This window comes from Hamadaea sp. NPDC050747 (assembly GCF_040654195.1).
Taxonomy (GTDB): domain Bacteria; phylum Actinomycetota; class Actinomycetes; order Mycobacteriales; family Micromonosporaceae; genus Hamadaea.
In genome coordinates, this window is the sequence record NZ_JBFAHM010000015.1 from 105,909 (window position 1) to 127,140 (window position 21,232).

20 protein-coding genes are annotated in these 21,232 nt (G+C 70.7%); 5 read left to right on the plus strand and 15 right to left on the minus strand.

Going from position 1 to position 21,232, the window contains the following annotated elements:
• Positions 1 to 2: 2 nt before the first annotated feature.
• From AB0H43_RS32055 to AB0H43_RS32065, 3 genes are read right to left on the minus strand one after another with little or no spacing between them, the layout of a single operon-like run.
• Positions 3 to 2,459 carry a hypothetical protein gene (locus AB0H43_RS32055; RefSeq protein WP_360005510.1) on the minus strand — a complete coding sequence of 819 codons (2,457 nt, stop codon included), beginning with the start codon at positions 2,457 to 2,459 and terminating at the stop codon, positions 3 to 5.
• Entirely contained in the window at positions 2,456 to 3,784 is a 1,329-nt protein-coding gene (locus AB0H43_RS32060) for an SWIM zinc finger family protein (protein ID WP_360005512.1), read from the minus strand. Before AB0H43_RS32060 ends, AB0H43_RS32055 begins: the two co-directional genes overlap by 4 nt.
• A 53-nt stretch (positions 3,785 to 3,837) precedes the next feature.
• Complete coding sequence (locus AB0H43_RS32065; protein ID WP_360005514.1) at positions 3,838 to 4,233, minus strand: VOC family protein; 396 nt, start codon at positions 4,231 to 4,233, stop codon at positions 3,838 to 3,840.
• Positions 4,234 to 4,292: 59 nt separating this feature from the next.
• Between AB0H43_RS32065 and AB0H43_RS32070 the strand changes: the two genes are divergently transcribed.
• From AB0H43_RS32070 to AB0H43_RS32080, 3 genes are all read left to right on the plus strand, one after another.
• On the plus strand, positions 4,293 to 4,721 hold the full coding sequence (locus tag AB0H43_RS32070; RefSeq protein WP_360005516.1) for a MarR family transcriptional regulator: 429 nt from the start codon (positions 4,293 to 4,295) through the stop codon (positions 4,719 to 4,721).
• Between the two features lie 107 nt (positions 4,722 to 4,828).
• Positions 4,829 to 6,172, plus strand: a complete 1,344-nt coding sequence (locus AB0H43_RS32075; RefSeq protein ID WP_360005518.1) for an MFS transporter — start codon at positions 4,829 to 4,831, stop codon at positions 6,170 to 6,172.
• Positions 6,169 to 7,926 carry a sugar-binding domain-containing protein gene (locus AB0H43_RS32080; protein ID WP_360005520.1) on the plus strand — a complete coding sequence of 586 codons (1,758 nt, stop codon included), beginning with the start codon at positions 6,169 to 6,171 and terminating at the stop codon, positions 7,924 to 7,926. Before AB0H43_RS32075 ends, AB0H43_RS32080 begins: the two co-directional genes overlap by 4 nt.
• Before the next feature lie 59 nt (positions 7,927 to 7,985).
• Here the strand turns inward: AB0H43_RS32080 and AB0H43_RS32085 are convergent, their stop codons facing one another.
• On the minus strand, positions 7,986 to 8,963 hold the full coding sequence (locus tag AB0H43_RS32085; protein WP_360005522.1) for a DUF2804 domain-containing protein: 978 nt from the start codon (positions 8,961 to 8,963) through the stop codon (positions 7,986 to 7,988).
• Positions 8,964 to 9,138: 175 nt separating this feature from the next.
• On the opposite strand from AB0H43_RS32085, the gene AB0H43_RS32090 reads away from it, so the two are divergent.
• Both AB0H43_RS32090 and AB0H43_RS32095 read left to right on the plus strand, forming a co-directional pair.
• Positions 9,139 to 10,404 (plus strand): phospholipase D-like domain-containing protein, encoded by a 1,266-nt coding sequence (locus AB0H43_RS32090; protein ID WP_360005524.1) that lies wholly within the window; start codon positions 9,139 to 9,141, stop codon positions 10,402 to 10,404.
• A gap of 11 nt (positions 10,405 to 10,415) precedes the next feature.
• Positions 10,416 to 10,694 carry a hypothetical protein gene (locus AB0H43_RS32095; protein WP_360005526.1) on the plus strand — a complete coding sequence of 93 codons (279 nt, stop codon included), beginning with the start codon at positions 10,416 to 10,418 and terminating at the stop codon, positions 10,692 to 10,694.
• Between the two features lie 6 nt (positions 10,695 to 10,700).
• Here the strand turns inward: AB0H43_RS32095 and AB0H43_RS32100 are convergent, their stop codons facing one another.
• The 11 genes from AB0H43_RS32100 to AB0H43_RS32150 all read right to left on the minus strand — a co-directional run bounded on the left by AB0H43_RS32100 (position 10,701) and on the right by AB0H43_RS32150 (position 21,182).
• On the minus strand, positions 10,701 to 11,075 hold the full coding sequence (locus AB0H43_RS32100; protein WP_360005528.1) for an SHOCT domain-containing protein: 375 nt from the start codon (positions 11,073 to 11,075) through the stop codon (positions 10,701 to 10,703).
• An 11-nt stretch (positions 11,076 to 11,086) separates the two neighbouring features.
• Entirely contained in the window at positions 11,087 to 12,205 is a 1,119-nt protein-coding gene (locus tag AB0H43_RS32105; protein WP_360005530.1) for an aminopeptidase P family protein, read from the minus strand.
• 29 nt (positions 12,206 to 12,234) lie between these two features.
• On the minus strand, positions 12,235 to 12,522 hold the full coding sequence (locus AB0H43_RS32110) for an SHOCT domain-containing protein (RefSeq protein WP_360005532.1): 288 nt from the start codon (positions 12,520 to 12,522) through the stop codon (positions 12,235 to 12,237).
• A 29-nt stretch (positions 12,523 to 12,551) separates the two neighbouring features.
• Entirely contained in the window at positions 12,552 to 12,980 is a 429-nt protein-coding gene (locus AB0H43_RS32115) for a DUF6325 family protein (protein WP_360005534.1), read from the minus strand.
• Positions 12,981 to 12,986: 6 nt separating this feature from the next.
• A complete protein-coding gene (locus tag AB0H43_RS32120) occupies positions 12,987 to 14,351 on the minus strand; it encodes a dipeptidase (RefSeq protein ID WP_360005536.1) in 1,365 nt (454 codons plus the stop codon).
• Positions 14,348 to 14,791 (minus strand): hypothetical protein, encoded by a 444-nt coding sequence (locus AB0H43_RS32125; RefSeq protein ID WP_360005538.1) that lies wholly within the window; start codon positions 14,789 to 14,791, stop codon positions 14,348 to 14,350. The genes AB0H43_RS32120 and AB0H43_RS32125 overlap by 4 nt, the downstream gene beginning before the upstream one ends.
• Positions 14,788 to 16,251: an APC family permease gene (locus AB0H43_RS32130; protein ID WP_360005540.1), complete on the minus strand. Its 1,464-nt coding sequence runs from the start codon at positions 16,249 to 16,251 to the stop codon at positions 14,788 to 14,790. The genes AB0H43_RS32125 and AB0H43_RS32130 overlap by 4 nt, the downstream gene beginning before the upstream one ends.
• Positions 16,252 to 16,314: 63 nt before the next feature.
• Positions 16,315 to 16,587 (minus strand): hypothetical protein, encoded by a 273-nt coding sequence (locus AB0H43_RS32135; protein WP_360005541.1) that lies wholly within the window; start codon positions 16,585 to 16,587, stop codon positions 16,315 to 16,317.
• Positions 16,584 to 16,772 (minus strand): hypothetical protein, encoded by a 189-nt coding sequence (locus AB0H43_RS32140; protein WP_360005543.1) that lies wholly within the window; start codon positions 16,770 to 16,772, stop codon positions 16,584 to 16,586. The genes AB0H43_RS32135 and AB0H43_RS32140 overlap by 4 nt, the downstream gene beginning before the upstream one ends.
• A 225-nt stretch (positions 16,773 to 16,997) precedes the next feature.
• Entirely contained in the window at positions 16,998 to 19,547 is a 2,550-nt protein-coding gene (locus tag AB0H43_RS32145) for a LuxR C-terminal-related transcriptional regulator (protein ID WP_360005545.1), read from the minus strand.
• A 126-nt stretch (positions 19,548 to 19,673) separates the two neighbouring features.
• Positions 19,674 to 21,182 (minus strand): MFS transporter, encoded by a 1,509-nt coding sequence (locus tag AB0H43_RS32150; protein WP_360005546.1) that lies wholly within the window; start codon positions 21,180 to 21,182, stop codon positions 19,674 to 19,676.
• Positions 21,183 to 21,232 lie beyond the last annotated feature (50 nt).

Sequence of the window (21,232 nt, forward strand, 5' to 3'; positions counted from 1 at the left end):
CCTTACGAGACACCGGCCAGCGCGTCGCGCAAGCCTTTGGCCGCCTTGGCGTACTGGCTGCCGCCGCCCCGATCGGCCACCGCGTCGAGGCCCTCGATCCGATCCCGGCGGCCGAGCGTACGCGCGCACCGTTCGGCGAGCTGCAGGAGATCGGCGGTGCCCACCCGCGTCTTGGGCAGTGCGAGGAGAGCGGGCAGGGCACCGACAGCGATCTCGTACGCCGTGCCGACCGCACCGGCTTCGGCCGTGTCACGCAGCGCGGTGGCGGCCCGGGACAGGACGAGCGAGCCGGCCGCCACACAGTCGCCGAGATGACGCCCGGTAGCCCGCCAATCCACGTCGGCGCCGAAGCCGAGCAGCGCGTCGACCGCGGCGACCCGTTCGGCGGCGTCGGGAGCGGTCATGCCGTAGACGAGGGCGAGCTGGGTCGCCGGTCCCGTCGGCCCTTGATTCTCGGCCAGCAGCGGCAGGATCTGCGCCGCCTCACTGCTGTCACCGCGTTCGGCGGACATCGCCAGCTGCGCCAGAGACCACGCCGCGACGACCTCACGATGCGACGGGAGCGCCGCAGTCCACAGTGGCGCACCCGAGCCCGGGATCCACGGGGAACCTTGGGGCTTCTTGTGTCTGGGCAACGAGAACAACGCCGTCACGACGGGATTCGCGTTCGCCGGAGGCTCCATCGTGACGGCCACCCGCCGGTCCGGCAGCAGGCCGTACCACTGATAACGGCCGCCCTTGCCCTCCTGGGCGTACGCGACGACCACCGGGTCGACGTGCCCGGCGCGGAGCTGCTCGGCGAACGCCTGCCCGGCCGGGCTCGCGAGCCGATCCGCCCGGCGCCGTACGCCGTCGCCCGGGTCGGTCCGGGGCAGCCGCAACAATGCCTGCACGAGATCGGCGCGCCACGGCTGCCAACCGTCCCGTTCGGCCTGCTCCAACCGATCGAGGAGAACCTCGGGATCGAGATGGCCGTTACGCTGCGTCGGCGTCGCCACGAGCCGGGGGACCGGGCTGCGGCGGAGATAGCGCGCGATCGTGGCCAGGCGGATCTCCAGCAACGCGGACGGCGAACGCTCCGGGTCCGCCAGCGGTTTGGCGATGGCGTGGTCGGCCCGCAGCTCGGCGAAGGCCTCCATGAGCCACATCGAGCGGCGCTCCGGCGGTTCGAGGAGGTCGCACACCACCGTGCCGAGCTGTTTCCAGTAACCAGGTGCCCATTGGGCGACCAGATGCGGCCGGTTCAGCTCGATGATCGGGCCGATCGCCGCCGCGAGACCCGCCCGATCCCGGCCGTACAGCTCGACCATGGCCGCCAGGACTCGTTCCAGCGTGACGCTGGAACGATCGCCGCTCATGATCGCCGACAGTTCCTCGGCGACCTCGGCTGGAGTGGTGAGCGGCGGCGGCATCTCCGGCACCGTCGGCGCGACCGGTGGCGCGAGCGGCAGCAGCTCCGGCGTCGCCGGGAGGTCGAGCGACGCCAGGAGATCCGTGCTCCGCGCCGGATGGCGCTTGGCCGCCTTGCGTACCCAGCTGATCTGGGTCTTGATCAGGCCTTTCTCCTTGCGCCGCACGATGACCGCGGTGACGTCGAGCAGCGTGTCGACCTCCAGGAGCCCGGCCTCGTCGGCCTGGCGCAGGCTGCGTTGTGCGAGCCCGGCGACGGTGCCGAGGTCGGCGTCGGCGAGCCCGGCGTAGTCGGCGATCCGGGCGCTGATCTCCTCCGGCGTCACCCGGAGCTCGTCGTGCAGGGTCACGAAGGGCCGCAGGTCGCCGGGCCGTCCGCCGCGCAGCAACCGGGCCAGGCACCCGTTGACCAGCATCGCGCGGATCTTCGGGTCGTCCCCGGCGAGTCGCAGCAGGGCGTGGTTGAACCCCGCGCCGCGGAAGGTGGACTGAAGTTCGCGGCCCATCGTGTCGTCCTCGAACAGCATCGGCAGCAGCAGGGAAGCGTAGTGACCGGTGGTGATCGCGTCGTGCGGGTCCGTCTCCGACCGGATCCAGGCGATCCAGCCCCGCGCGAAACCCGCCGTGACCGGCGGTGCGATGCCGGCCAGCCCGGCGATCGCGTCGACCAGCAGCCACTCGTCCACATCGGCGAGCGCCGAGGTCTGCGCCCACAGCTGAGCCAGCTCGCCCAGCCACGGCACGTCGCGCTGACCGAGTAGGCCGACGGCCATCCGCCGGGGGATCAATCGGCGCTCCCAGCGCAGACTGCCGCGGTTGAGCGCCGTCATCGCGCGCTTCGCGGTCGGGGCACACCCGAGGAACGCCAGGCCCGCGACGGCCGCGTACCCGCCGCGCCAGTCCCGCAATTCCTCCTTCGTGTACGCGACCACGGCGGGAAACGCCGCCTTGCGTTCCTTCTCCGACAACTTCTTCAGAAAGGCGTACGCCAACTCGGTGGACCGCTTGTCGATCGCGCGGGCGAGGTCGGCCGGCACCTCAGCCGTCATGCCGCGACCTCGTCCAGCGCGCCCACGCTGATCAGCGCCGCCAACTGGTGTTTGCACGGTCCCCGGCCACCCCGGTATTTGCCCCACCATGCGCAGGTGCAGCCGGCCGGTCGGCCGTCGGCCATCCGCACCTGGTAGGTGGTCTCGCCGCTGAGCACCTCGACGCGGTCGGCGGACGGCCGGACGGCGCCCGCTTCGATCAGCGCCCGGGCACCGGCCAGGCGAGGGTTGAGCCGGGCGGCGGCATCCGTCCCGAACGGCATCACGCGATGGAAGTACGCGCCTTCGGTCACGTCGAACCCGACCCGTCCCGCCGTCCCGAGCAGCGTCAGCGCCGCGCGTACGCGGTCGGCCGGGAGACCGCACGCCGACGTGAGGCCGTCGACGTCGATGACCGGATCCCAGGCCAGCATCGCGCTCACCAGATCGGCGTCGTCGGCGGTCTGGTCTCCGGTCAACTGGGTCAGCACGGCCCCTTCGCCGGAGAACCCGCGCGAGACCTCCGGCGACAACGTCAGCAGCAGGCGTACGGTCGGGGTCTCCAGCAGCCAGGCACTGGCCAGCGGAGGACTGGCCGGACCGGCGGGCGGGCCGAAGACGGTCAACGTGGTCGCGTGCCGCAGCAGCCCGCGCAACGTCGCGAGCCGGCCGCCGCCGGAGACGCAGACCGCCCCGGCGACCGGGCGAGACGTCAGCCGGAGCGAGCGCCCGGCCGGGACCACCCACATCGCCTTGCGGTCATTGGGCAGCCGACGCAGGAAGTCGGCGGCCTCGGCCGCCCCGATCGTCGCCCGCGGCTCCATGCCGGCGGCGATGACCGCCACCTCGGCGAAGCCGCGCAACCATCGGCCCGGCAACGGAACCTTCCGCTCGACCCGAGTGCCGTCCATCGTGGAAACCGTCACATCGTCCGGCCCGACCGCGAGATGCAACGGATCCAGCCCGGCGATCCGGGAAAGACTCAACCGCAACGGATTGTTGACATCCACATTGGTCGTCCCGTGGCCGGGCGCTTGGCCGTCGAGCCCGGCGGGCAGGACGTCCATCCGGGCGTACACGCCGCAGCAGCCGCTGAACGACTCGAAGCGCAGCATGTCCCGGCTGCCGGTGACGACCGGGTCCAGGCTCGCCCGCGCGGTCGGCTGGTAGTACCGCGTTCGGGCCACGTCGGCCACCGCGAGCAGGCCCAGCGCCACCGGCTGAGGGGTGGTGACGAAGCCCTCGAAGAATCTCGGGTTCGCCGCGTCCCCGCCGGACGTCTGCAGTTGCAGACCGGTGCCGGACAGCTCCGACGGCCGGGCGTAGGCGTAGCTCGCAACGGACATGCGGGGAAGATAGCGGAGACCGCCGACAAACTCGGGGGCCTCCGGGATCTGTCCTAGTAGGACTGCAGCTCGATCAGGACTCCGCCGGGCGCGCGCAGGTGCGCCGTACGCAGATTCGGCCCCCACTGCGGCCGATCAGTCGGCGACGCGACCACGGATGCGCCGTGCTCGACGCACGTCTTGGCGCCCGCGTCCACGTCGGCGACACGGCAGACGAGCATGACCGCATTCTCCGGTCGGGCCGGGGCGTCGACGCCGACGGCGGCCGCCATCAGCTTGGCGTCGAACATCGAGAGCAGGCCCTGTCCGTCGACGTCCCAGCTGGCGTACGGGCCGGACGGGCCGCCGGCGGCCAGCTCCGCCCCGGCCAGTTCGGGCAGGACGGCGGCGTAGAAGGCGTATGCCGTGGCGAAATCGGCGACCAGAAGGCGGGGGTGCAAGGCGTCCATCGCTTCTCCAAAATTAGTGGGTGCGCACCCACTATAGGCCATGGCCTAGTATTGGTGCCATGGAGAAACCGCCGACCCTGCTGGGCATCGACGCGTACCTGCTGTCGCAGAGTGGCAAGGCCGGCCGGAATCGCGTGGCCGACCGGCTGGCGGCATACGGATTGCGGCTGTGGCACTTCGCCGTGCTCGCCGCGCTCGCCGACTTCGGCCCGCACTCCCAGCGCGACCTGAGTCTCCGGCTCTCCGTCGATGTCAGCGACATGGCCAAGGTGATCGATCAGCTCGCCGCGGACTCGCGAATCGACCGCGTACGCGACGAGGCGGACCGCCGCCGGGTGCTGGTCAGCCTGAACGATCGTGGGCGGGACCTGCTCGCGGCGCTTCGGCGCGACGCCGCCGAGGTGGACCGCGAACTGCTGTCGGGGTTGACCGCGGCGGAGCGCAAGCAGCTGCACGCGCTGCTGCTCAAGGTGATGCCCCAGGTGTAGCGCGGTCCTCCAGGGCGCCTTGCGACGATCAACTCCGGGGTCGCGTATGTAGAATCCGCTTCACGTTCGGGTCGCCCGGCCCGGTTCGACCCCTACGGAGGCAGGTCGTGACTGTTCCCGCGGCCACCGAAGCCGCCGCGACGCCGGCGGTCGCCGGCACCGCGGACCGGCTCGGCTCGCGCGTCTGGACCTCCCTGGTCCTGCTCGGATTCGTCGGGCAGCTGGCCTGGACCGTCGAGAACATGTACCTCAACCTGTTCGTCCACGACACCGTGTCCGGCGACCCCAACGCCATCGCGACCATGGTCGCGGCGAGCGCGGTGGCGGCGACCGTCGCCACACTGGTGATCGGGGCGATCTCCGACCGCCGGGGCCGCCGCCGGGTGTTCATCTCCGCCGGGTACCTGGCCTGGGGCGTCACCACCGCCGGCTTCGGCCTGATCACGGTCGGCGGGATCGGCGACGTGATCCCCGGCGGCGACGCGGTGCTGCTGGCCGTGATCGCCGTGATCGCCTTGGACTGCCTGATGTCGTTCATCGGGTCCGGGGCCAACGACGCCGCGTTCCAGGCCTGGGTCACCGACGTGACGCGACCGGCGAACCGGGGCCGGGTGGAGTCGGTCCTCGCGGTCATGCCGCTGGTCGCGATGCTGGTCGTCTTCGGCGGGTTCGACGGCCTGACCCGGGCCGGGCACTGGCGTACGTTCTTCCTGATCATCGGCGGGATGATCACGCTGATCGGCGTGGCCTCCTGGTTCCTCGTCCGCGACCAGCCGACCCCGGTACGCCGGGAGACCGGACTGCTCAGCTCACTGCTGCACGGGCTGCGCCCCTCCGCCCTACGAGCCAACCCGGGGCTCTATCTGGCGCTGTCGGCGTGGTGCGTGTGGGGCGTGTCGACGCAGGTCATCCTGCCCTACCTCATCATCTACATTCAGCGATACCTCGACATCGACGGGTACGCCCTGGTGCTCGCCGTCGTGCTCATCGGCTCGTCCGTCGTCAGCATCGTCGCGGGCCGGTTCATCGACCGGATCGGCCGCATCCGCTTCCTGGTGCCCGCCGTCGCCGTCTACGGAGCCGGGCTGCTCGCCATGTACTTCGCGCGCGGCACCCTCGCGGTGATCCTGGCCGGACTGGTCATGATGTCGGGCTTCATGCTCGTGCTGGCGCCCATCGGCGCCCTCGTCCGGGACTATTCGCCGCCGGATCGGGCCGGGCATGTGCAGGGCCTGCGCATGATCTTCGCCATCATGGTGCCGATGATCGCCGGTCCGTTTCTCGGTGCCGCCGTCATCAGCAACGCGGGGGAGACCTACACCGACCTCGGCGTGGTCAAGCAGGTCCCGACTCCGGTGATCTTCCTGGCCGCGCTAGCGGTGCTGGCCCTCATCGTCCTGCCGATCGTGGCGCTGCGCCGCCGCCACCAGCCTCCGCAGGTCCAGGCATGACGGAGTTGCTGACGCCGTGGGGGGAGAACCTCGACCCCGACAACGTGCTGACCGAATATCCGCGCCCGCAGTTGGTCCGTGACAGGTACCTGAACCTCAACGGCCAGTGGGCGTACGCCATCACCGACGGCGGCATCGCCGAGGGTGAACCAGCGGCGTACGACGGGGTGATCCTGGTGCCGTTCTCGCCGGAGACGCCGTTGTCGGGCGTCGGCCGGCAGCTGGGACCGGATCAGACCCTGTGGTACCGGCGAACGCTGCGGCTGCCGGACGGGTTCCGGCCCGGTCCGGCAACCCGTGTCCTGCTGCACTTCGGGGCGGTCGACCAGACCTGCGAGGTCTTCCTCAACGGCATCGCCGTCGGCGGTCACGTCGGCGGCTACCTGCCCTTCCATTGCGACCTTACCGGCGCGCTCACCGACGGCGACAACACCCTGGTCGTGGCGGTACGCGACCGCACCGACACCGGTCACCACTCGCGGGGCAAGCAACGTACGCGCCGCGGCGGGATCTGGTACAGCCCGCAGTCCGGCATCTGGCAGACCGTCTGGGCGGAATGCGTACCGGAGACGCATGTGCGGCGGCTGACTCTGACGCCCCGGCTGGATCAGGACTGCGTCGAGGTGACGGTGCACACCGACCCCGACGCTCCACACGCGACAGTGCAGATCCTCGACGGGGACGTCGTGGTCGGCACCGCGACGGCCGCGCCGAACCGTCCGGTGTGCGTACCCCTGCCTGATGCGCGGAGATGGAGTCCCGAGGACCCGCATCTCTACGACGTGAGCGTGACCCTCGGAGACGACGCGGTCCGCAGCTATGTCGGCATGCGCTCGTTCGGCGTGGGCCCCGGCCCGGACGGTACGCCGCGCCTGCTGCTCAACGGCGAGCCCTATTTCCACGCCGGGATCCTGGACCAGGGCTACTGGTCGGACGGGTGGTACACCGCGCCGTCAGACGAGGCGCTGGTCCACGACATCGCGACGATGAAGCGCCTCGGGTTCACCATGCTGCGCAAGCACATCAAGGTCGAGCCTGCCCGCTGGTACTACCACTGCGACCGGCTCGGCATGCTGGTGTGGCAGGACATGGTCAACGGCGGCGGCCGGTACCGGCCGCTGGTGGTGACGGCGCCCGCGGTGACGCCGTTGCGCCTGTCCGATCGGCATCATGGCTGGTTCGGCCGCGCGGACGCCGAGGGGCGCGAGCAGTTCCGCACCGAGCTGCGCGAGATGATCGAGCACCTGCGCAACGTCGTCAGCATCGCGGTCTGGGTGCCGTTCAACGAGGGCTGGGGCCAGTTCGACGCCGCCCGGATCGCCGCCGAGGTGACCGCGCTGGACCCGACCCGAACCGTCGACCACGCGAGCGGCTGGCACGACCAGGGCGCGGGAGATCTCCGCAGCCTGCACGTGTACTTCCGGCCCTTCCGCGTCCCGCGCCGCGGGCGTGATCGCCGCGTGCTGGTCCTGTCGGAGTACGGCGGCTACAGCCTGCCCGTCGCCGGGCACACCACGACCCCGCGAGAGTTCGGCTACAAACGGTTCGACGACCCCGAGGCGTTCGGCGCGGCCTTCCGGCGGCTGCACATCGAGCAGATCGTTCCAGCCGTCGGCCGGGGTCTCAGCGCGACCGTCTACACCCAGCTCTCGGATGTGGAAGACGAGGTGAACGGGCTGCTGACCTACGATCGGCGCGTCCTCAAGGTCGCCGAGGACCTCGTACTGGAGGTCAACCGGCACCTCCGCGTCTGACCCTCGCGCGGTGACCGCTCGCTGGGCGGACCAGCCGTTGTGGGCTGCCTGGGTGCGGGCTACCAGCGGTTGTGGGCCTCCTCGGCCCAGCCGACGAGCCCGTCCAGGCTGACCCGGCTGCCGTCGTCGGTCAGCGCCCAGCCGCTGAAGGTGCCGAAACACTGGTGCGTCTCGTTCGCGACGACGGCGAGATTCGTCTTGGCGACCTTCTCGTGGAACGGATGGAAATCGGCGCGTACCCGATCGCCGGTGATCTGCCAGGGACGCAGCCAGTCCGACCGGTCGTAGGTCCAGCGCAGCTCTTCGCCGATCTTGTGCAGGCGGCCGTCGACGAACAGGCCGTTCTCGGTGACCCCGGTCCCGTCGGTCCACTTCCCGCCGAGCTGGATCGCCCGGCCGTCGGCGGCGCCGGCCGCCCAGTTCCAGGTGATCGAGTAGGGCCACTTGCCGCGCCCGTGGTCCAGGACCGCGAACGCGCCCGCGCCGATCTCGTGCGTACGCCCGTGGAGGACCAGCATGCCGTGGACCGGCCGGCCGAGATCCTTGACGGTGTACTGGAACCGCCGGTCGCTCCACGGCACGACGACCCCGAGCGACTCGTGCCCCTCGGGCAGCGGGATCTCGACGTCCAGCCGGACGTCCCGGGCGGTCGCGTGGATCGTCGTGCCGTCCGGGCGCTGCGTGATCGCGATCGACAGCCCGCCGCCTTCGGCTGACGCCGTGCCCTCGCCGCTGCGCGGTGGCATGACGACGCCCCGAGCCAGCGGCACGACGGCGTCCGTGGTGGTCTCGCGGCCGGTCGCCCGGTCCAGCACGTAGACCCCGTGCACGCCGGCGTAGTCGATCGACGAGGCGACCAGGCCGATGATGTGCTCCGGCGTGACGATGCCCCAGTACTCCCAGCGCTTGGCCCGGCCCCAGCCCCGCAGGTTGGCCGTGTGCAGCGGACGCCGGGTCCAGCCCACGGCGGCGCGGTTGAGCCGGCCGTCGGGCCGGCACAGCTCCACGGGGGAGGTCAGCTCGGGCTCGTGAGTCATGCGCGCACGATATCGCCTCATGATCGAGGAGACCGGCCGGGACCAGCGGGATTCGCCGCGGTCGCGGACGCCGTCCGCCACGTGTACGCGCAATGTACAGCGAGACATTGCCATGCGTAATGGCTGTCCCTAGGGTCGCGTCGTGATCGGCGCCGCCGATTCAGGGGAGGAGACCATGAAACTTCGGCGATTCTCGGCCTGGCTGACGACGTTCGGCCTGGCCCTGGCCCTCGCACCGGTGACCGCCGAACCGGCGGCCGCCGCGTACGCCCCCGTGACGCACCCGGTGTTCAACAACCCGTACAGCTCGGCCTCCACCGCCGTCTACGACGAGGTGGTCCGGCTCGTCGACGGCGCGGACGTGGGGTCGATCGTGCGGGTGGCCATCTTCGAGGCCCGCAGCACGGCCATCGGGGCGGCATTGCAGCGGGCGATCGCCCGCGGGGTGGACGTCCGCGTCGTGCACGGTTCCAACACCGGCCCGGAAGGCGGGTCCGACGACTGGACCTACGACTTCCTGCCGGCCCGCAACGACAGCAACGCCGACGCCTCCTGGCACGTCGCCTGCGGGAACGCGCCGGGGTCGGCCTGCGTCGGCACCGGGATCATGCACAACAAGTTCATGACCATCACCTCGGTCGGCGGCGTACGGAACGTGGTGCTGATCAGCTCGCAGAACTGGTGGGGCAGCAGTCCCTACTGGGAGAACGCCATGGTCATCGTCGACAACGCCGGCCTCTACGGCAAGTTCAACGCGTACTTCTCCGACCTGGCGCTCAAGCACAAGAACGAGGACTACTACAACTCCGCCGACGGCAAGCCGGTCTCCTACAACGCCGACGGGACGGAGGCGGCCAGCGGCTACGGCGCGTTCCGCAACTACTTCAGCCCGATCGCCGACGGCAAGGACAACCCCGTCCTGGACATGCTGTCGCGCGCCGACTGCACGGTCCGGGACCTGCCTGACAGCCTCGGCCACAACGGGCGGACCCTCATCCGGGTGGCGATGAACGGCTTCACCCGCTCCGACATCGCCCGGATGCTGGCGTCGCTGGACTCCGAGGGCTGCGTCGTGCAGCTCATCTACCACGTACGCACCGACGGGCTGAACTCCGGCGTCGTCAACGCGCTGCGCTGCTCGGGCGTCCAGCGGTGGTGGAAGCCGACCGGCACCGACCTGCCCCGCAGCGTGCATTCGAAGTGGTTCGCGATCTCCGGCAAGCTCAAATCCGGGGCGTACGAGGAGATCGTCTACACCGGGTCGCTGAACTGGAGCTCCCCGGCGATCTACGACAACGACGAGTCGCTGCTGCGCATCTCGGGCGCCAAGACGTTCCAGGCGTACTTCGACAACTTCTCCGACATCGTGCACACGCCGGAAGCCACGTCGACAACCTCCGACGACTGGCGTACGTCGAGGGAGCCGGGCGGCACCTGCTGACCGCCGCCGGGGTGTCCCAGCGCTGGGACACCCCGGCAGTCGCCGAACCAGCGAGCGAGGAGTTCACCGCGCTCTGGGCGGAGCACGAGGTCGCCGTACGCCGCGACAGCCGGGTGCGTGTGCTGCACCCGGCTGTCGGGCCGATCGAGTTCGACTACGAGCTACTCCAGACTCAGTCGGCCGATCAGCGGCTTCGGCTGTTCACGCCGCCGCCCGGCTCTCGGAGCGTGGACACGCTCGACCTGCTGCGCGTGGTCGGCCCGGAGACCGCCCATCGCCGCCACCGCTGACGGCCGTCAGGCGGTCAGCCCCATGGCCCGCCGCTTGAGCGTGGCGTACTCAGCATCGTCGATCTTGCCGTCGTCGTGGAGTTTGCTGAGGCGTTCGATCTCGTCCGCGGTGGAGTGGACCGCCGCCTCCGGGGCGCGAGACCCCATCATGCCCATCGATCGCAGCTCGTCCTCGGTCGGCTTCGGCCGGGCGATCAGGTAGACCAGCGCGCCGAGGAAGGGCAGGATCACGACGAACGCGATCCACCCGGCCTTGCCCCAGCCGGACAGGTCCTTGCGCCGGAACACGTCGGCGAAGACCGCGATGAACATCCAGATGAACATGAACCAGAAGAAGAATACGAGCATCGACCACAGAACGTCGCCGAAGTCCATCGTCATCGACCTCTTTCCTACTCGACGACCTGCAACTCGTGGCTGGTCGTGTTCAATCGCCGGCCGCCGGACTCGGTGACGGTGACGATGTCCTCCAGGCGTACGCCGAACCGGCCGCGCAGGTAGATCCCCGGCTCGATGGAGAAGCACATGCCGGGCACGAGACCCTGCCGCTCCCCTTCGACCATGTACGGCGGTTCGTGCGTGGTGACGCCGATCCCATGCCCGGTGCGGTGGATGAAGTATTCGCCGTACCCGGCCGCGACGATCACCTCGCGGGCGGCGCGGTCGATGTCCTGGCAGGCGACTCCGGGGCGGACCGCCTCGAAGGCGGTCTGCTGCGCCTCCCGGACGATCGCGTGGACCCGGGTCGCCTCGGGATCGACGTCGGGTCCGACATGGACGGTACGCGTCGTGTCCGACCCGTAGCCGGCCATGAGCCCGCCGAAGTCGAGGACGACGGTGTCCCCGACGCCGATGATCCGATCGCCGGCCTCGTGATGCGGGTTCGCGCCGTTCGGGCCGGAGCCCACCACGGTGAAGTCCACTTGTTCGTGGCCGTGTTCCCGCAACAGCGCGGCCAGGTCGGCGGCGACCTCGGTCTCGGCCCGCCCGGCGAACCGCGTCTTGATGATCTCGCCGTACGCCTGATCGGCGGCCGCCCCCGCCGCGGCCAGCCGGTCGAGTTCGTGGCCGTCCTTGACCGCCCGCAGCATCGGCAGCGCGGTGGTGATCGCCGCCAAACCGATTGCTGGACGTGCCGTCAGCAGCCCCAGCACGTGCAGCGCCCAGGCCGAGTCCGACACGCACAAGCGGCCCTCATCGGGTAGGAGAGCGGAGGCGGTCGCGTACGGGTCGGTGGCGTCCGACCAGTCCCGGAAGTCCATTTCGCCCGCGGCCGGAGCGGCCTGCGCGTCGGGGACCTCCAGTTTCGGCACGACCAGCTGCGGCCGCCGGCCGGGCCGCAGGACGAGGACCGTCAGGCGTTCGGTGATGGCGGTCGGCTGGTAGCCCGTCAGCCACACCAGGTCGGGACCCGGCGTGACCAGCACGCCGTCGAACCCGGCGGCCTGCGCCTCGTCAGCGGCCCGGCGCATCCGGGCGGCGTAGTCGTCGGCGGTGAACTGGGCGGACATCAGCGGTGCTCTCCCTTCGTCGGTGTCGGTCAACCGGCGAGAATGCGCTGCTTCTGCTGCTCGAACTCGGAATCGGTGAGCACGCCCTGAGCCTTGAGCTCACCGAGCGTCTTGAGCTGCTCCAGCTTGTCCGGAGCGGCGGCCGGCGGTGGCTGCTGCTGAGCCTGCGCCGCGGCCTCCTGCTGGGCGTACTCGTACTGCTGCTGTTGCTCCTGCGCGGCCCACCGGCCGGCCTGCCGGCGCGACACCCGGTTGGAGACGGCCGTGGCCGTCCCGGCGACGACCGCGGTGCGGGCGACTCCTCGAAGCAGTCCCATGATGTCTTCCTTTCGACGGAACGGATCGGTCAGGCGGCGGCTTCGGCCGCGGCGAGCAACGCCTGGACCGGGATGCGCCCGGACGCGACCATCTGCGCGCCGCCCCGGCGCCAGGCCATGGCCAGCGGCGCGGCCCAGGTGTTCTCGTAGACGATGATTCCGGCGGCGTTGCCCGGCTCGATGACGTCGGCCGCCTCGCGAAGCTCGTCGTCGCCGAGCAGACCCGAGGACGCGCCTTCGAACACCGCGAACTCGGCGGCGCCCTCGGCGTCGAGGTCCTCGATCTTCAGCGCGCTGATGGTGCCGTCCGCGTCCCTGCGCAGGAAGGCCAGGTCGAGTACGCGGATGACGCCCCGCTCGACGAGATCCAGCAGCAGCGGAATGCCTTCGCCGGTCATCCGGTTCCCCGGGAACTCGATCACGAGGTAGTCGACCGGTCCCATGGTCTCGACATCCATACTTCTCTACTCCTTCGTGGTTGCGGCGGACGCGAAGCGTTGCAGGAACAAGGCTTCGGCGAGCGCCATGTCGGCTATCTCCTGGGGATGCACGCTTTCGTTCGGCGCGTGCATCAGGGTCTGGGGTTCTTCGACGCCCATGAGGATGATCTCCGCACCAGGGCACGCGGCGGCGAACACGTTGCACAGTGGAATGGATCCGCCCTGGCCCAGCATGGTCATCGGCTGCCCGAAGGCGTCGGCCATCGCCTCCCGGAGCGCCGCGTACGCCGGGCCACCGGTCGCGGCGCGGAACGGTGCGCCGGAGGCCTCGGGCGCCACGCTCACGCGTACGCCCCACGGTGCGGACGCCGTCAGATGGTCGGTCAGCGCCGTCAGCGCCTTGGCCGGATCCGTCCCCGGCGGGATACGCAGGTTCAGGCGGGCGGCCGCGTGCGGTTGCAGTGCCGCCGCTGATCCGATCACGGGCGGGCAGTCGATGCCGAGGATCGACACGGCCGGCCGCGCCCACAGCATGTCGGAGACCGAGCCGGTGCCGAGCAGGCCGGCTCCGTCGAGCACGCCGGCGTCGGCGCGGAACCGGTCGTCCGGATACGGCTCGCCGTCCCAGAGCTGGGTGTTGTCCAGCCCGGCGATGGTGGTGTCGCCGTGCTCGTCGCGCAACGTGCTCAGGAGGCGTACGAGGGCGGCGAGCGCGTCCGGAGCCGGTCCGCCGAACATTCCGGAGTGGACCTCGGTACGCAGCGACTCGACTGTCACCACGACGTTCACCAGCCCGCGCAGGCTCACCGTCGCGGCCGGGCGGCCGACCGCCGCGTTGCCGGTGTCGCAGACGAGGATGGCGTCGGCGGCGAACAGCTCGGCGTTCGGCGGCACGAACTCCTCGAGTCCGCCGGTGCCCTGCTCCTCCGACCCCTCGACGATCAGCTTCAGGTTGACCGGCAGCTGATCCCCGAGCGCCCGCAGCGCGGTCAAGTGCATGACGATGTTGCCCTTGCAGTCGGCGGCCCCGCGGCCGTACCACCGCCCGTCGTCGCCTTCGGTCAAGGTGAACGGCGGCGTACGCCACGCCTGCTCGTCCAGCGGCGGCTGCACGTCGTAGTGCGCGTACAGCAGCACCGTCGGCGCGGACGGGTCGCCGCTGGGCCGGGTGCCGTAGACGGCGTCGCTGCCGTCGGCCGTGGTGACCAGCCGGGCGTCGGCGAACCCCTCGGCGCGGAAAGCCTCCAGGACCCAGGCGGCGGCCTTGGCGCACTCCTCCGGCGGGAACTGCCGCGCGTCGGCCACCGATCGCATCGCCACCAGGCCGGCCAGGTCGGCCTTCGCCTGCGGCATCAACGCCTGGATTCGGTCTCTCAGCTGCTCGGTCATCGCTTCACCACGTCGTCGAACTTGAGGCTGTCGGCGTACTGCTGGAAGTCCGGCAGCTTGTCCGGGCAGTAGACCTTCATGATCGCGAGCTGGCCGCGTACCGCCAGGCTGTCGCTGATGACCGGGCGCGCACCGGGACCGCCGGCGCCGTTGGTCATCATGGCGTTGAGCGTGGCCTTGCGCAGCGCGCTGGCCGGGTCGGCGCAGACCGCGCCGCCGTCCTCGCCGAGGACCGTGACGATCTGGTCCTTGCTCGGAGCGGTGTATCCCGCGGCCGTGATGTCGCTGATCAGCTGGTCCGCCTTGGCGTTCGCCGACGCTGAGGCCTTGGCCGTGCGGAACACGCCCAGTGCCACGATCGCGAGGATCAGGAAGATCGCGCCCAGCAGGACGTAGGTGATCCAGCGTTTCGAGCGGTCGCTCATGTCGACGGTGGTCATGACACCGGCACCTCCTCGGCCTCGGCGGTCTTCCACGACGGCTTGCGCAACTTGTAGAACAGGTACGGCACGAGCAGGCCCAGGCCGAGCGCGCCGCCGCCGACGATCAACAGGTAGACCCCGGAGTTGCCGGACTCGAACTGCGACGGCGGGATGAAGCCCACGAGCAGCGCGGCCAGCGAGGCGGCGAACCCGACGCCGCACAGGCCGACGAGCATCGGCGCCCGGTAGCCGCGCGGGTGGTCCGGCTGGGTGCGGCGCAGGCGGATCGCGGCGAGGAACATCAGCAGGTACATGATCAGGTAGACCTGCGTGGTGATCACGGAGAAGATCCAGTACGCGCTGGAGACGTCCGGGATGAACGCGTAGAGCAGCGCGATGACCGTCGTGATCACGCCCTGGGTCACCAGGATGTTCTGCTGTACGCCGAACTTGTTGAGCCGTTGCAGGAACGGCGGCAGGTAGCCCTCCTGCCGGGAGATCATCAGCAGTCCCTTGCTCGGCCCGGCGAGCCAGGTCAGCATGCCGCCCAGCGACGCGGTGACGAGCATGATGCCGATCACCGGCGTCATCCACTGCGCTCCGAAATGGGCGAAGACCGCGTCGAAGGCCTGCATGACCCCCGCGGTCAGCGACAGCTGCTCAGCCGGGACGACCCAGCTGATGGCCAGCGCCGGCAGGATGAAGATGGCCAGGACCAGGCCCATCGCCATGAACATGGCGCGCGGGAACTCGCGCCCGGGGTTCTTCAGCGACGAGACGTGGACCGCGTTCATCTCCATGCCCGAGTAGGACAGGAAGTTGTTGACGATCAGCACGAGGCTGGCCAGGCCGGTCCAGGCCGGCAGCAGGTGCGCGGCGTCCATCGGGGCGGCCGACTCGTTGCCCTGGCCGAGGAAGATCGCGCACAGGGTCAGCAGGATCGCGCCCGGGATCAGCGTGCCGATGGTGAGCCCGGCGCTCGCGAGCCCGGCGACACCCTTGGTGCCGCGCGAGGAGATCCAGACGCCGGACCAGTAGCAGACCATGATGACGGCGGCGGTCCACAGCCCGTTCGACGCCAGCGCCGGGTTGAACACGTACGCCAACGTGCTGGCCACATAACCGAGCAGGCTCGGGTAGTAGAAGATCGTCATGGCGAACTGGCACCAGACGGCGAGGAAGCCCAGTGGCTTGGACAGGCCCTGGCTGACCCAGTTGTAGACGCCGCCGGTCCAGCCCGACGCGAGTTCGGCCGAGACCAGGGAGGTCGGCAGCAGGAACACGACAGCAGGAAGCAGGTAGAGGAAGACGCAGGCGAGGCCGTACATCGCCATCGTCGGCGCTGCCCGGAGACTGGCCACCGAACTGGTGGTCATCAGGGCAAGCGCCACCCACGTGATGTACGCCTTCGCCGGCGCCCGCGTCACCGCCGCTGATTTCCCGGCGGTCGGCCTGGCCGGCACATCCATCGCACTCATCTGACAACCCCCGTGACACGTGCGGCAGGACCGTCCGCCGCGAGGAATCGCGTAACGCTGTGATCACTCTCGGCTATCTGCCGGGGGCGGATCATCACCCGGCCCGGGTAGGTTTTGGGCGCGTACGCCTGTCGGCGCCGGCCGGCGGAAGCGGACGGCACGGGCGGAGTGCTCGGTCTGCTCCAGCCGCCGCAGCAGCCGGCACAGGGCATCCGCGTCGGCGGCGGTCACCCGCAGGACCGTGACCAGCCGGAAGCCGGCGATCGGCGTACCTGAGACCGCCTCGCGCAGCAGCGGCCCGACTCGGCCGGACACGGTGACCTCCACGGCGGTCATGCGCCCGTGTCGTCGGTCGTGCGTACCTCGACCAGGTCCAGTCCGAGCGCCTGAAGCTGATCGAGCAGGCCGTACAGGGCGGACTGATCCAGGTCGGGACCGTAGAGCACGGTCCGGATCTCGGGCGGCCCGACGGTCAGCCCGGGCAGCTCGGCCAACAGGCGATCGTCGACGGAGCCGCTCACGTGAATCTCATAGCAACGGTTCGGCACGGCGCACCTCCCTCGGCCTCAGCCTGAGGTCGGCGCCGGGTGCCGCGCCTCACCCGCCGGGGGTACTTCCCGCCGGGCTCGTCGGACTCCTCGGTCGCTTGGCGCTGGATCAGGGATCCCGGTCGAATCTTGCACCAAGATTCGACCCGGATCCCTGATCCAGCCCTGGGGTCGGGGGTCGGCGGGGATCGGCCGGGTTCAGAGGAGGCGCAGTTCGCGGGCGCGTTCGACGGCTTGACGCCGGTTGGTGACCGCCAGCTTGCGGTAGACCGCCTTCAAATGCGACTTGACCGTGTTGACCGACACGAACATGCACTCGCCGATCTCGATGTTGCCGCGCATCGTGGGCAGATAGCGGAGCACGGTCAGCTCCCGCTCCGTCAGCTCCTCCAGCAGCGCCGGTGCGGACGAGGCGTCCACCAGCAGGTCGATGCGCCCCGACCGGGACTTCGACGGCGTACGCAGGAAGGGCAGTCGCAGCCGTTCGGGCGCGGCTAAATCCATCGCATGGCGGCGGGCGTCCTCGGCAGCCGTCTCGTCGTGCCGGTGATCCTGAACGGCCGCCTGGACGAGCCAGGCCTCGACGGCGGCGACCGACGTCGGCTCCTCCGCCAGGATCGGCTGCAGGAGTTCCTCAGCCTGCCGGGTCCGGCCGAGTCCCAGTTCCGCTTGAGCCAATCGGATCTGCTCGGCGGGGAGCAGGTCGTCGGCTCGGCCCCGCAACTGTTCGGCGACCGTGGCGTAGTCCTGTTCGGCCAGGCGGGCGTCGGCGTCGACGAGGTCCATCCAGTGGCGCAGCAACGGCGTACCGGTCTGGGTCTCCGCCGCCTCGGCGCGCAGCCGGGCGACCGACGCGGCGGCCTTCGCCCGGGAATCGTTGGCCAGCAACAACTCCGCCTCGGTCAGGCGTACGGCGAGGTGGGCACGATGGTCCATCATGGACTCGCTGGCCGCCAGGCCCAGCACCACATGCCGGGCGGCCTCGTCGAACTCGGCCTGCTGCAGGCTGACCTGGGCCAGCGCGAGGTGCGCGGTGGGGGTGTCGCCGACCTCCCGCAGCGCCGACTCCGCCCGGTGCCGTGCGGATTCCAGATCGCCGTTACGGGCGTCGAGCACCGCGAGGTGGCTCAGGCAGAACGTGCGGACGGCCTCCAGCCGCTGGCGTTTCGCGCTCGCCGCAGCCGCCCGCAGCTGCCGCTGCGACTCCGCGGTCTGCCCGGTCCACATCAGCTCCACGCCGAGGTGGGTCTGCGCGATCGGCTCGTACCGGGCCGCGGCCGGCGTACGGGCCGACGTCGCTTCACCGAGGCGGCGGACAAGGCCCCGCACCTCGGCGACATCGCCCGCGCCACCGGTCCGCAGCACGGACGACGTCATGCCGAGCAGCCTCAGGGCCGTCTGCCCGGCCTCGGCGACGTCCGCGGGCAACCCGCGCAGATGTCGGCCGGTCGCGTCGATGTCCGCGCTGAGCGAGGCGGCGTCCCGCTCGTACGCGTGCCGGGCGGCGTCGTGCAGCGCTTCGACCAGGGGATCGCCGACGCGTCCGGCGGTCTCGCGCAACGCGGCCATGGCGGCGTCGCCCTGCCCGGCCAGGATCTCGGGGATCGTCATGGTCAGCAGCACCCGGACGCTCACCTCGGGATCCCGGGACAGCAGTGCATGCCGGGTCGCCTCGGCGACGTCCCCGGCCGCGGCGTACCAGGCGGCCGCCCGGCCGTGCTGATGGTCGCGCAACGCGCCGTCCTCCAGCGACAGCTGGTGGTAGAGCATCTCGCGCAGCAACGGGTGGTACGCGTACTCGCCGCCGTTGCTCGTCGCCCGGATCATGAGCTCGTCCTCGCGGGCGAGCCGGGTCAGCAGCCCGTCGGTGGCGCCGCCGCCGAGCGCCTCCGCCAGCGATCCGGTCAGTCGTTCGGCGACACTGGTACGCAGCAGGAAGCGGCGTACCGGGTCGGGCACGCGGCTGAGCACCTCACCGGTGAGGTACTCCATGACGGTGCGTTCGTCGCCGGTGAACCGCGCGATTCCCTGATCGACCGCCTCGGGCTCCAGCGACATCGCCGCCAGGCGCAGGCCGACCGCCCAGCCGTCGGTGCGGTCGAGCAGCGCGCGTACCTGCGGTTCGGACAGCCGTAGGTCGTACTGGGCGAACAGCCGGGTGACCTCGCCCGGATCGAAGGCGAGGTCGCGGGCGCGTACTTCGGACAGCTCACCGCGCAGCCGCCACCGATGCAGCCGCATCGCCGGATCCGCTCGGCTGACCAGGACGACCTGGAGCTGGGGCGGGGCGTGCTCGATCAGCTCGCGGAGCTGTTCCAGGACGCCGACGTCCCGCAGGTGATGCAGGTCGTCCACGACCAGGATGGTCGGCGAGCCGATCATCGTGACGGTGCGCCGCAGCCGATCGAGTTCGGCCTTGCCGGCTCGGGTGACGGGCGGCGGCCCGGCGGTGTTGGCGAGGTCTCCGCCGACGGTCTCCGGTGACACGACGGCGCTGAGCAGCGCGTGCCGGGTCTGCCACCAGACGTGGGCGGGGGTGGCGTCGCGGGTGACGGTGACCCAGGCGATGCGCTCGCCGAAGCCGCGGCGCTTGCACCACTCCGCCACGGCGGTGGTCTTGCCGCTGCCGGCCCCGGCCGTCACCAGCAGTACGCGGGCGTGCCGCAGGCGGGCCGACAACAAGTCCCGCACTCGGGGTCGCTCGATGGGAGAGGGCGACTCGGGAATGCGCGACGACCAGGCGTCCATCGCGCTCACCCCCAGTTTTCGCGGTCACTCGCAGAGCGCCGGATCCCTCGCTGCCGACCTCGTCAGAATAGGTCCGGCCGGTGGTGCTGCGGGCCGGTTCAGCCGCAGTTCAGGGCCCTCGCCGGGCTAGGCGGCCGGGACTTCGGCGCCGGAACGGGACGACTGGGCACGAGCCGCCGGGGCGTGCAGCGTGTGCGTTGTGCCCGCCGCCGCGGTGGCGTAGTCCAGCGGTCGCGGCTTGCCCGGGCGAAGCCGCCCGATCAGCAGGGCCACGAGGACGCCCAGGACGCACCAGATTGCCATGGCGATCGCCGTACGCGAGACGCCGGCCGCGAGCGCGCTGGCGGTGGAGTCACCGGCCGCTACCCGGTGAGCCGCGACGCCGGCGTAGATGGAGGCGACGATCGCCGTCATGACCGAGGCGCCGACGTAGCGGGCCATGTTGGACACGCCGGACGCCGCTCCCACCTCGTCCGGCGAGACGACGGCGGTGGAGATGGACGAGGCCGGGCCGTTCTGGAGGCTCATGCCGACGGCCGACGCCACCAACGGGATGACGAACGCGGCGTATTTCCAGGTGTCGTCGACGAACGCGAGCCAGACGAACGCCACCGTCATGATGACGAACCCGGAGACGATCGTCGTCCGCGCCCCGATCTTGCCCACGATCGGCGTGATGAGCGGTGCGAGGATGACGGCGGCCGCCGCGACCGGCAGCGTCGCCAGCCCGGCCTGCAGCGCGCTCATCCCCAACGTGGCCGGATCCTGGAAGTAGAGACTGATCACGTACATGATCGCGTTCAGTGTCCCGGACCCGATGAGGATCGACACGGTCGCGCCGACGAGCACCTTGTTGCGCAGCAGCCGCAGATCGAGCAGCGGCGCGGCCCGTCGCTGCTCGACGACGACGAAGGCGACGAGAGCGGCGACGGACAGGACGAGGCAGCCGATCGTCCGGCCGGACAGCCAACCCCACTCCTGGCCCTTGCTCAGCGCGAAGATGAGCGCCGCGAGCGTGAGGGCGATGAGCAGGGTGCCGGGGAAGTCGATGGAGCGGGATCGGTTGGGATCCCGCGATTCGGCGGTCCGCGCCAGGGTCAGCGGGATGCAGGCGGCCGCGATCACGGCGTCGATCCAGAACAGCCCCTGCCAGCCGGTGACCTCGACGAGCAGCCCACCCACCAGAGGACCGGCGGCCGCGCCGATGGCCGACGCGGCGCCCCACAACGTCACGGCGCGTAGTTGCTCCTCGCCGGTGTTGGCCGCCGACAGCAGGCTCATCCCGCAGGCGAGGATGGTGGAACCGGCCGCGCCCTGAATGCAGCGGCCCGCGATCACACCGCCACCGCCCTGCGCGAGCGCGATCATCGCGCACGACGCCACGAACAGCAGCAACCCGCCGAGGAAGATCTTGCGACGGCCGAACACGTCCCCGAGCGCGCCGGCTGTCACGATGGTCGCCGCGCCGACCAGGGAGTATCCGGTCACCGCCCACTGCAGGGTGGAGACGGGCGTACCGGTGTCGTCGGAGATCGCCGGCAGCAGGATCGCCACCGCGGAGGTGTTGGCGTTGACGACCAGCGCCGAGACGCAGGTCGCGAGAAGCGTCCCGGAGGAACCGCGGCGATCCGTCACGTCGATCCACCTCACTCACAGCGATGGCAGCGCAGGACCAGGAGATCAGC

What these genes read in the sequence shown, in the direction of transcription:
- AB0H43_RS32055 (WP_360005510.1), bottom strand. Translation starts at nt 2,459, where the DNA reads ATGACGGCTGAGGTGCCGGCCGACCTCGCCCGCGCGATCGACAAGCGG.
- AB0H43_RS32060 (WP_360005512.1), bottom strand. Translation starts at nt 3,784, where the DNA reads ATGTCCGTTGCGAGCTACGCCTACGCCCGGCCGTCGGAGCTGTCCGGC.
- AB0H43_RS32065 (WP_360005514.1), bottom strand. Translation starts at nt 4,233, where the DNA reads ATGGACGCCTTGCACCCCCGCCTTCTGGTCGCCGATTTCGCCACGGCA.
- AB0H43_RS32070 (WP_360005516.1), top strand. Translation starts at nt 4,293, where the DNA reads ATGGAGAAACCGCCGACCCTGCTGGGCATCGACGCGTACCTGCTGTCG.
- AB0H43_RS32080 (WP_360005520.1), top strand. Translation starts at nt 6,169, where the DNA reads ATGACGGAGTTGCTGACGCCGTGGGGGGAGAACCTCGACCCCGACAAC.
- AB0H43_RS32085 (WP_360005522.1), bottom strand. Translation starts at nt 8,963, where the DNA reads ATGACTCACGAGCCCGAGCTGACCTCCCCCGTGGAGCTGTGCCGGCCC.
- AB0H43_RS32090 (WP_360005524.1), top strand. Translation starts at nt 9,139, where the DNA reads ATGAAACTTCGGCGATTCTCGGCCTGGCTGACGACGTTCGGCCTGGCC.
- AB0H43_RS32100 (WP_360005528.1), bottom strand. Translation starts at nt 11,075, where the DNA reads ATGACGATGGACTTCGGCGACGTTCTGTGGTCGATGCTCGTATTCTTC.
- AB0H43_RS32105 (WP_360005530.1), bottom strand. Translation starts at nt 12,205, where the DNA reads ATGTCCGCCCAGTTCACCGCCGACGACTACGCCGCCCGGATGCGCCGG.
- AB0H43_RS32110 (WP_360005532.1), bottom strand. Translation starts at nt 12,522, where the DNA reads ATGGGACTGCTTCGAGGAGTCGCCCGCACCGCGGTCGTCGCCGGGACG.
- AB0H43_RS32115 (WP_360005534.1), bottom strand. Translation starts at nt 12,980, where the DNA reads ATGGATGTCGAGACCATGGGACCGGTCGACTACCTCGTGATCGAGTTC.
- AB0H43_RS32120 (WP_360005536.1), bottom strand. Translation starts at nt 14,351, where the DNA reads ATGACCGAGCAGCTGAGAGACCGAATCCAGGCGTTGATGCCGCAGGCG.
- AB0H43_RS32125 (WP_360005538.1), bottom strand. Translation starts at nt 14,791, where the DNA reads ATGACCACCGTCGACATGAGCGACCGCTCGAAACGCTGGATCACCTAC.
- AB0H43_RS32130 (WP_360005540.1), bottom strand. Translation starts at nt 16,251, where the DNA reads ATGAGTGCGATGGATGTGCCGGCCAGGCCGACCGCCGGGAAATCAGCG.
- AB0H43_RS32135 (WP_360005541.1), bottom strand. Translation starts at nt 16,587, where the DNA reads ATGACCGCCGTGGAGGTCACCGTGTCCGGCCGAGTCGGGCCGCTGCTG.
- AB0H43_RS32145 (WP_360005545.1), bottom strand. Translation starts at nt 19,547, where the DNA reads ATGGACGCCTGGTCGTCGCGCATTCCCGAGTCGCCCTCTCCCATCGAG.